Origin of the sequence: Mesobacillus sp., from assembly GCF_049588175.1 — a bacterium.
GTDB lineage: Bacteria > Bacillota > Bacilli > Bacillales > Cytobacillaceae > Mesobacillus.
This window is the reverse complement of record NZ_JBAVFI010000485.1, coordinates 1-2,717: the sequence shown is the minus strand read 5'-3', so window position 1 is coordinate 2,717 and position 2,717 is coordinate 1. Positions and strand designations below refer to the sequence as shown.

Below are 2,717 nucleotides of genomic sequence, written 5' to 3'. Positions count from 1 at the left end.
TTCATCAGCCAATTAAAGGCCATTTCATTCAAATCCCTGAAATCATTGACGACGCTCTCTTCTTTTGTTGCAATTCTGCTTAATGTAGTCGCCGCAAGGTTCAAGCTTTGCTGGGCATATTCCATTGAAAATTCATTTTCTCTGGTAATTTCGGCAATCCGGATTAAAGCTTTATATAAATCCTTCAGTTCTTCTATGTGCTTTTTATGTACATCAATTGAAAATGCAGTGGAACCGATGACGAATTTTATCTCAACATCAAGATCGACGGTGCCTGCTGTTTCAAGATGGACATTCGTAATTTTGTGTTCACTGAAACTATAGCGGTACAATGTTCGCTTTTTGCTCATAGCGCTTGTCCCATCTAAATGGATCAATGCCTTATTTGTAAAGCAATATTCATCAGTTTTGGATTTAATCAAGAAGTAGATCTTTTCGTTATCCTCATGCATTACATAATCATCAGCATCGACTTTATCATAATCTGCCGGGTTGATTACACTTCCAACATCACTTAAGCCTAATACATCTGAAGCAACTCTTTTAAACATTTTCCCACCTCTTCTTAAAGAAATATTCATTTTTATTTTAACATAAAATGGCAAAAAGAGGTGGAGAATATTTTATGGAGAGACTATCAAGTTTCCGATATAGTTTTAAGAAAGCAGCTTATTTTCTTCTTGCTTTCCTAATTCAGCGTCTATCAAGGCGTCGAGTCTAATGATACTCTCTCTGGCCCGTTCATGGCTGATTTTCCTATAGTGGTGGTTACCGCCTTCCTCTTCGTCTTTTTCATCTGCCCATTTGACGACTTGCTGGAGAGGTGTCCGGATAATATCGTTTGAGGGCAAAAAGGAGTCAGTATGGAATAGGATTGCAAGTGAAGTGGCTTTCGCCTGCACGGGGTTTTCGCCGAGGCGAATTAAGAGTTTGTGAGCCCTCTCTGCTCCCTTAATTGGATGGATATCGTTTTTTCTATACAAATCGTAGTCCCATTTCCCATTTCTATACCATGTAAAATGCCCGATATCATGTAAGAACCCTGCTTTTGCGGCGATATCCACATCAACCTTATGTTCTTTCGCAAGGTGGAAAGCATGATATGCCACGGCAATTGCGTGAGCCATACCTGAGCGCTTAACATATTTTTGCGCAATATGGTGTTCGAATATATTCAGTAGTGTTACATCCCTCATTACATTCCCTCCTTAGCTGATGTGATACCCATATTTTAAAGAATGTTAACAGAAATTTTATAGAAATGCAGCTATTAGCTACTATACTTGCAACGAGAATTACCACCTTGCCTTATCTAACATTCCCAAAATTTATTTCCCGTCACTATTCATTATATAAAAAAAGCTGGAAATGGATTGGATGCCTCTCCACTTACCAGCTTTAAAATACTTTAATTCCAAGTTTTAAATATTGAACTAAATTTCTCTCTCAAGGTGACGATGAATGTTTTCTCTCCTTTAACTCCCTTTTGCTTGTTCCATTCATTGAAGCTCGCGACAGCGATTAATATGGATCCACTGATGAGCAGATATCCCCACCATGGAAGATTTCCCCAAAATGGACGGGTTTGAAGGACTACATTTAGGAGCAATACTCCTGCACCAACAAAGAAATAGGCTTTTACTCTTAGCCACATTCCTGCGAGCATGGAGAGTAATGATAAGGATCCGAGGATTAAGGCGTCATATACTGTGTTGCTCATTAAACCGTCTCTAATTAAGATCAGTGAAACAATGATCAGGACGGTCCATTGGATATATCCAGTAAGGTTTTCCCATTTCCCTTTAGCGACAAACCGTAAGAAGATAACAAGTGCAACAAATGGCAGGACATTTACTTCCCAAAGCCATAAAGCAGGGATATTTAACTGTTCAACGGCAGCGTAATAAGGAATCATCAAATATGCCCCAGCCAAAAAGGTTAGTCCCATTCCCCAATCTCCGTGAACCCTTTTTCGCTGAAGCCAGAAAGCTGCCGACATAAGCAGTCCATGAACAATTTGTGCCCAAAAGGTTTCTGTTTTGAATACAGAAATCGAAACAATGAAGAAAAACGAAACAATAGTATAAGAATCCAGGCTTTTAAGTCCAAAAACGCTGCCATTTTCCCATAGGTTGGAATAGAATATCCCTCCTGCAATCAGCAGTGAGACACCGAAAGCAGCAAGAAGAACGATCTCAAATAGTACATCAATCCTTGATTGGTAGATCAATTGGATTGATGCATAGAAAATCATCAGCAACGGTAACAGTTTGAGCAAATCCCATTTGATTCGATGGAGCAAGAATAATGTTCCAACAGCATACAAAACGGTCATCCCAAAAAGCAACCAGCTGTAGGGGTAGGTAACCATGAACCTGGCAATGCCCAGAAGTGAAAAAGGAACAAGATAATATACGGTTCTTAGCTTAAAAGATTCTTTAGCGGTGAACCAGAAAATTCCGATTAAGATACTTGTGGCCAAAAAGGCATAATAGCCAAAATCTTCATCTGAAAAATATATCAATCCTGTTTTAATTGATAAAAATAACGTCGTGAAGGCGCCATACAATATGGCTTTCACTTTCCATTCTTGCTTAACAAACAACAAGCTGGAGATATAGACACCAGTAGCCACCAAATAGCTCCAAACTCCATCTTGCTCATATATTACATAATAAAGAATCAAGGCAGGAGCCAAGTAGACATGAGCTACCCAT

General features: G+C 39.1%; 2 protein-coding genes and 1 pseudogene. All 3 read right to left on the bottom strand.

The genetic code is table 11. From position 1 onward, the window contains the following. The coding region (locus WB217_RS11840) for a PH domain-containing protein (RefSeq protein ID WP_423993427.1) at positions 1 to 551 on the bottom strand (551 nt) is incomplete at its 3' end. Positions 552 to 656: 105 nt separating this feature from the next. Then, positions 657 to 1,196 carry an HD domain-containing protein gene (locus WB217_RS11835; protein WP_423993426.1) on the bottom strand — a complete coding sequence of 180 codons (540 nt, stop codon included), beginning with the start codon at positions 1,194 to 1,196 and terminating at the stop codon, positions 657 to 659. Between the two features lie 212 nt (positions 1,197 to 1,408). Then, positions 1,409 to 2,717: pseudogene (locus WB217_RS11830) on the bottom strand (hypothetical protein); the annotation flags it as partial.